This window comes from Rhodoblastus sp. (assembly GCF_052145335.1).
Lineage (GTDB): Bacteria > Pseudomonadota > Alphaproteobacteria > Rhizobiales > Beijerinckiaceae > Rhodoblastus.
In genome coordinates, this window is record NZ_JBKQOU010000026.1 from 1 (window position 1) to 6579 (window position 6579).

At 59.8% G+C, this 6579-nt stretch carries 6 protein-coding genes; 1 reads left to right on the forward strand and 5 read right to left on the reverse strand.

The features are described from left to right. The coding region (locus ACLP2E_RS01875) for an integrase core domain-containing protein (protein ID WP_442464992.1) at window positions 1–174 on the forward strand (174 nt) is incomplete at its 5' end. A 1-nt stretch (window position 175) separates the two neighbouring features. Here the strand turns inward: ACLP2E_RS01875 and ACLP2E_RS01880 are convergent. The 5 genes from ACLP2E_RS01880 to ACLP2E_RS01900 all read right to left on the reverse strand — a co-directional run bounded on the left by ACLP2E_RS01880 (window position 176) and on the right by ACLP2E_RS01900 (window position 6453). Then, window positions 176–613, reverse strand: coding sequence for a universal stress protein (locus tag ACLP2E_RS01880; protein WP_442464572.1), 438 nt, complete (start codon window positions 611–613; stop codon window positions 176–178). Between the two features lie 263 nt (window positions 614–876). After that, window positions 877–1995 carry an ABC transporter permease gene (locus tag ACLP2E_RS01885; protein WP_442464571.1) on the reverse strand — a complete coding sequence of 373 codons (1119 nt, stop codon included), beginning with the start codon at window positions 1993–1995 and terminating at the stop codon, window positions 877–879. A 1-nt stretch (window position 1996) separates the two neighbouring features. Beyond that, window positions 1997–4768: a ribosome-associated ATPase/putative transporter RbbA gene (gene rbbA, locus ACLP2E_RS01890; RefSeq protein ID WP_442464990.1), complete on the reverse strand. Its 2772-nt coding sequence runs from the start codon at window positions 4766–4768 to the stop codon at window positions 1997–1999. A gap of 2 nt (window positions 4769–4770) precedes the next feature. Next, window positions 4771–5838, reverse strand: a complete 1068-nt coding sequence (locus ACLP2E_RS01895) for an HlyD family secretion protein (protein WP_442464569.1) — start codon at window positions 5836–5838, stop codon at window positions 4771–4773. A gap of 228 nt (window positions 5839–6066) precedes the next feature. Beyond that, window positions 6067–6453, reverse strand: coding sequence for a hypothetical protein (locus ACLP2E_RS01900; RefSeq protein ID WP_442464991.1), 387 nt, complete (start codon window positions 6451–6453; stop codon window positions 6067–6069). Between the last annotated feature and the right edge of the window lie 126 nt (window positions 6454–6579).

Below are 6579 nucleotides of genomic sequence, written 5' to 3' on the forward strand. Positions count from 1 at the left end.
TTGCGGGAATGGGCTTATGCGATGGCCTATCTATCATCCGATCAGCGCGCTGCGGAGCTGCCGCGCTGGATGCACAGATACAACTGGCATCGTCCACACGGCGGCATAAAATACCAAACGCCCATCAGTCGCCTCGGTCTAACCGGGGACAACCTGTTGAGGCTCCACATCTAGCTCACGGAACGACAATGACTGGGAACGGCGCGAGGCTCACCAGCTTTTGCGAAATGCTGCCGAGCAGCAGGCCCATGACCCGACCGCGGCCCCGTCGTCCGACCACAATCGCGTCGACACTTTTTTTGTGCGCTATCTCCAGCACGACTTGCACGGCGTCCCCTGCGCGCGACTCCGTCTGAACGTTGGATAAACCGTGATTTTGTGCTTGATCTTTAGCTTGCCCCAAAATCCGCGACGAAACAGCCCCAAGCGCATCGCCAAGCGAAATCCCTTCTTCTCGCTTGAATTTGTTCAAATCGCCCGCCGAAAGGAATTCGTGGTCGAAAGCGTTTACAATGATCAGCGAGGCATCAAGGCGCTTGGCGAATTGAGCCGCAACGTCGACGGCTCGATTCGCGGACTCGGAGCCGTCCGTCGCCACCAAAATGCGCTGCATCGTCACTCTCCATTTTGAATGATCCGCCCGCAACGCCAAGATTGCATGCGCCACAGGCGTATGGACCTTGGTTCGTAGCAATAGCACGAATGCTTTGAACAGCCCACGCGCTATTACGAGCGCGCCTCAGCTGAAGCGAAATAGCAGGGCGCTTTCAAGTTCCGCTTCGACTGTTCATAGAATAAATCTTCGGGCGTCACTCATGGTGCTGCCAGGGAGGGGCCGTTCCCGACCATGATACCCGGCGGTGTTCAGTTGCGCCCTTACCGGAGAACTTTGCGGAAGCGCCAGAGTGCGAAGACGAACAGCGCGGACCCGATGCTGAAAAGCGCGAGAAATTCCGGCCAGACGATGTCGATCCCGGCGCCACGGAACAGGATTGCTTGCGCCAATATCACGAAGTGCGTGTCAGGCGCGCCAAGCATGATGTTTTGAACAATTTGCGGCATGCTTTCCCGCGGCGTCGTCGCGCCGGACAGAACCTGCATCGGAAGCAGCACGAGAACGAGAAGCAGCGCGAACTGGGGCATGGATTGGGCCACGGTCGCGAGAGCGATCCCCATTGCCGTAGTGGCGTAAAGCTGAAGCGCGGCCGCGCACATGAACAGTGCGACGGAGCCGCGGACGGGCACGGCCAGGAGGCCTTGGACTATCGTTAACAGCGATAGGAACGCCACGACCAGAACGACCAGCCCCATCGACCAGATCTTGCTCAACATGATCTCGGTCGGCGTGACCGGCATCACCAGCAAATGCTCGACCGTTCCGTGCTCCCGCTCGCGGATGAGCGCGGCGCCGGTCAGCACGACTGACAACATCGTGATCTGGGCGATCAGGCTCGTGATGGAGCCGAACCAAATTCTGTCCATATTCGGGTTGAAAACGGCGCGCAGATCAAGATCAACCGGCAGCGGGGCGGCCGAACGATAGCGGTGCAGGAAATCGGCGACCTCGCCTGAGACGATTTCCTGGACATAGCCGCCGCCGGCGAAGGCTTGGGACACTCGCGTCGCGTCGATGTTGAGTTGAATTTCATTGGCGCGGCCCCGGCCGTTGAGGACGTCGCGCTCGAAATGGGGCGGAATGTCGAGCGCGAAGGTGTCTATCCCCTCGTTCATGCGGCGATCCATTTCGCCTGCAGTTATGTTTTTGGGCATCAGAAAGCGGGGCGGATAGAAAGCGCCAGCGATGCGTGCGGAAAGCTGCGACTGATCTTCGTCGACGATGGATATCGACGCCCTGTTCAGGAGTTCAGGCGCCACTGTCGCCTGGGTATAGATCGCGAAGGTGAAAACATAAAAGATCAGGAACACCATGATGTGATCGCGCGCCAAGCCGCGCAATTCCTTGATCCCGAGTTGCAGGATGTTGATGAGGCGCATCTCAACTATCCTGCTTCTTTAGCGCCATGCCAGCGAAGATGAGCAATATCGGCACTGTGACCGCGAGAGGAATGATATCGCTCTGCACATCGACGAAGCCAAGGGCCTTCGAAAAGGTTCCGCGCGCGACATTGATGAAAAACGCGGTCGGGAATACCTCTCCGATCAATCGGCCGCCGCCGGTAATGGATGCGACCGGGTCGATCAGCCCCGAGTAATGGACGGCGGGGATCATCGTCACGACCGTGGTGGCGAAAATCGCCGCCACCTGGCTACGCATGAAAGCCGAGATGAAAAGGCCGAGGCCGGTCGCCACCGTAACATAGAGCAAGGCGGCCAGTGTGAAAGCCGCAAAGTCCCCGGTGAAAGGAACGTGGAATATATAGACCCCTAAAGCCGTCAAGAAGAAGAAGTTGACCATCCCGAGAACGATGTAGGGAATCTGCTTTCCGAACAGAAACTCGAATCGGGTGACCGGGGTGACATAGAAATTGACGATCGAGCCAAGCTCCTTCTCGCGCACCACGCTGAGCGTCGCGAGATTTGCTGGAATGACGAGCAGCAGAAGCGGTATGACCGCTGGAACCATGGCGATCAGGCTCTCGAAGCCAGGATTGTAGCGGTATCGCATCTCGATCTGGGTTTGGCCCGCCAGCGTCCGCTTCCCGAACAATTTGCTGGCCTCGTCCGTCAGCCATTGCAGATGCATCAATTTGACGTACCCGCGAATGGTTTCAGCCCGGATCGGCATCGCTCCATCAATCCACATGCCGATCTTGACGTCTCGCCCGTGCGCGATGTCTCGGCCGAAGTTGGGCGGGATTTCGATGGCGAGACTGACCTCGCCCGTGCTCAGCCGCCGGTCGAGTTCCGCACTGCTGGTGATCGGTGGGCGTTGCACAAAATAACGCGAGCCGGCGATGTTGAGGATGTAGTTCTCGCTGATCGTCGTTTGGTCGCGGTCGAGCACGGCGAAGGACAGATTGTTGACGTCGAGGTTGATCCCATAGCCCAGCACAAACAGGAGGATGACGCTGCCGAACATGGCAAGAGCCAAGCGCAAGTAATCACGGCGAAGCTCGAGCGCCTCGCGCAGCATATATGCGCCCATGCGCCGCGAGCTGAACCATCCGCCTGTCGCAAAAATTTGACGCTCTTCTGCGGCTTCGGGGGCAGCCCTTTGGACCGGTCGCTGCCCGAGCTTTTGACCGGTGGCTTCCTCCAGGAATTCAATGAAGGCTTCTTCAAGGTCCGCCGCGCCGCGCATCTTGATGATGTTCTGCGGCATATCCGTGACCAGAACCTTGCCCGTGTTCATGAGCGAAATCCGGTCGCACCGCATGGCCTCGTTCATGAAGTGGGTCGAGACGAAGATCGTGACGTTATCCTTGCGGGAGAGGTCGACGAGGATCTGCCAAAACTTGTCGCGCTCGACAGGATCGACGCCCGAGGTCGGCTCGTCCAGGATCAGCATCTCGGGGGCATGGATCATGGCCACCGCGAGCTGGAGACGCTGACGAATCCCCAAGGGCAGCGCGTTAGGCAGCGCGTCCATGACGGTGGTCAGATCGAAACGTTCAGCCACCTCGCGGACGCGGGGTTCAATCTTGTCCTGCGGCAGGCGGTAAAGAGAAGCGTGCAGGTCGAGGTTCTGCCGGACGGTGAGTTCCGAATAGAGGGAGAAGGCCTGAGACATATAGCCGACGCGGCGGCGAAGCTCCATGTCATTGGCGTCCATCTTTTGCCCGAACAGGGTCGAGGAGCCCTCAGTCGGTGGGAGCAGCCCTGTCAGCATCTTCATTGTTGTGCTCTTTCCGCAGCCGTTCGAGCCGAGAAACCCGAAAATTTCTCCTCGGGTGATGCGGAAGCTCACATGATCGACGGCGACGAAGTCGCCAAACCGCTGGGTCAATCCTTCGGCCTCGATGGCGATCTCTTGCGACGCCTCGGCCGCGCGCGGCGGGATGACCACGTCGACATGGCCTTGACGTTTCTCCTGCGGCAGAAGCGCAATGAACGCGGCGTCTAGAGAATCCGTGCCGGTGCGGGACAAGAGCTCTTTGGGTGAGCCCGTCGCGAGTACGCGGCCGTCATCCATCGCGACAAGCGTATCGAAGCGGGCGGCCTCATCCATATAAGCTGTGGCCACCATGACGCTCATTCCCGGCCGGTCGGCGCGGATCTGATCGATCAGTTCCCAGAATTGACGGCGCGACAATGGGTCGACGCCAGTCGTTGGTTCGTCAAGGATCAAAAGGTCTGGATCATGGATCAGCGAGCAGCACAGGCCAAGCTTCTGCTTCATGCCGCCGGAAAGCTTGCCCGCCGGCCTGTCTGCGAAAGGTTCGAGTCCGGTGCCGCGCAGCAAGATGGCGATGCGGCGGTGGCGCTCCTGCCGGGGTAACCCGAACAGGCGTCCGAAAAAATCAACATTTTCGAAAACCGAAAGGGTTGGATCGAGGTTCTTGCCCAACCCTTGCGGCATGTAAGCAATTTTCGGGCAGGTCAGCCGCCGGCGCCCGGCGTCCCTCATATCGCCGCCGAGAACCTCGACCTTTCCGCTCTGGATGACGCGCGCGCCGGAGATCAGGTCGAACATCGTGGACTTGCCGACGCCGTCCGGCCCGATAAGGCCCACCATGCAGCCGGCGGGGACATCGAGGCTGACGCCATCGAGGGCGCGGGTGCGGCCGAAGACATGGCTGACGTCGCGCAGGCTCACCACAATAGAGGTTGGGCTGGCGGACGCGGCGGCCAGAGCGGACATCGTCATTGTTACGGCAGCCTGACCGTCAGGTCGGCCGGCCAATGCGTATTGGCGTCCAACTTGACATAAGCTGTTCCCGGCAGGCCAGTCTTCACGAGCTGGATATATTTGTGCAGCAAATCCGCCGGGAGCTGCGCCTTGAGACGAAACATCAGCTTCTGCCGCTCCGCCTCGGTTTCGACGGTTTTCGGGGTGAATTGCGCGACGCTGGCGACGAAAGTGATCGACGCGGGAAGGACATATTCGGGAAAGGCGTCGAGCACGATGCGAGCGTCGGCGCCGACGCCGGCCCCGCCGGCCTGTTTGGTCGGCAGATAGAATGTCATATAGACGTCGCTCAGGTCGACGAGGTTGAGGACTCGCCCGCCCGCCGGCAAAACTTCTCCCTGCTCGGCGACCTTGAACTGCACCCGGCCGTCGCGCGGCGTCTTGAGGCTGCTGTCGTCGATATCGGCGACGATGCGATCAATGGTCGCATGCGCGGCGATGACAGCCGCCTTGGCGTCGACGACCTGCGCCTTCGCCGCGCTGATCCCGGCCTCCGCCGCCGCCAGATTCGCCTGCCCTTCCGCGATGGCGGAATTGGTTGCATGTTCAGTGGCGCGGGCGTCGTCGAGCGACTGCTTGGTTTCAAAGTCCTTGGCCGCCATGGGCGTGACGCGGGCGAGCCGGGCCGCCGCCGCCTCCCATAAGGCTTTGCGGGTGGCGATCTGGGCGTCCGCGGCGACCTTTTGGGCTTCGCGCTGCCTCACGACAGCTTCAGCCGTCTCGACGCCGATGGTCGCGCGCTCCAACATGGCTTCCGCCTCGCGGCGCTGGGCCTCGAGGGTCTTGGTGTCCATGTGCGCGAGCACCTGGCCCGCGCTGACGAAGTCGCCCTCGGCGACCAGAATTTCCGCGATCCGTCCGGGAATCTTGGCGTCGACATCGATCTCGGTGGCCTCAATCCGGCCGTTTCCGGAGGCGATCCCCGGCGGAAGGCCCGGCGGCCGCAATTTCAGCCAAGCGTAATAGCCCCCGCCTGCAAAAGCGAGAACGACGACCAAGAAAATGAGCGTTTTAGCGAATTGTTTCATAACCCATCGCCCTTAGCGGTCGGTTGACTTTCAGTTCCTTTTGCATCGCCCGGGAAGCGTCGATCGCCTTTTGGCGTGACGCGCATTTGGAACATCTGTCAGGCGGGAATTTCCCGCCGAGTTTGAGCGTCGGCAGTATGACGTAGCACGACCACCAGCGAAGATGAAGGAGGCCAGTCCCGCTTTTTGGAGATGCAAGAATTGCATATCGACAATCCTCCAAATTAGCTAGTTGCGCTCGTCGGCCTCACGCAGCGGGGGCATGCGCAGGAATTCAACGCCGAAAAGCATTATTCCGTCGCCTTCCTCGCCTGCGACGCTTCCGGCCATTGCGAGCGCGTGAAGCGAACGCTCGACGCTTCGCCAGCCGGGACGCTCTTTCAGCCATTCGACTGCGCCGACCATGCCGGCCTTCAACATGCACTGGATCTCGTTGTCATAATGGGATGGACCGGCTGCACCCCCAGCAGCGTAAGCTGCGGGGCCACCATAAGCCGGAGCAATCCAATATTCTTTAAAGTTAATGAAATTAATAAATATTTCTCTAGATGGCGAGGCAGCTATTCCACGAATTGCTCCACATATCGGGGCTTGCTCGGAGGTCAGAGCGGCCAAGTCGTTAGCTTAAATTTAGGTTGTGCTCGGCGTCTGGAGTATGGGGCGGTCCAGCCAGTTCCTCGATTTCGATTGGGTGGGATGTCGAATACTCGAGATATCCGCTCGGGGTTTCATTATGGGGTC

Excerpts from the sequence above, each read along its gene's own strand:
- ACLP2E_RS01880 (WP_442464572.1), bottom strand. The coding sequence starts at position 613 with ATGCAGCGCATTTTGGTGGCGACGGACGGCTCCGAGTCCGCGAATCGA.
- ACLP2E_RS01885 (WP_442464571.1), bottom strand. The coding sequence starts at position 1,995 with ATGCGCCTCATCAACATCCTGCAACTCGGGATCAAGGAATTGCGCGGC.
- rbbA (WP_442464990.1), bottom strand. The coding sequence starts at position 4,768 with ATGACGATGTCCGCTCTGGCCGCCGCGTCCGCCAGCCCAACCTCTATT.
- ACLP2E_RS01895 (WP_442464569.1), bottom strand. The coding sequence starts at position 5,838 with ATGAAACAATTCGCTAAAACGCTCATTTTCTTGGTCGTCGTTCTCGCT.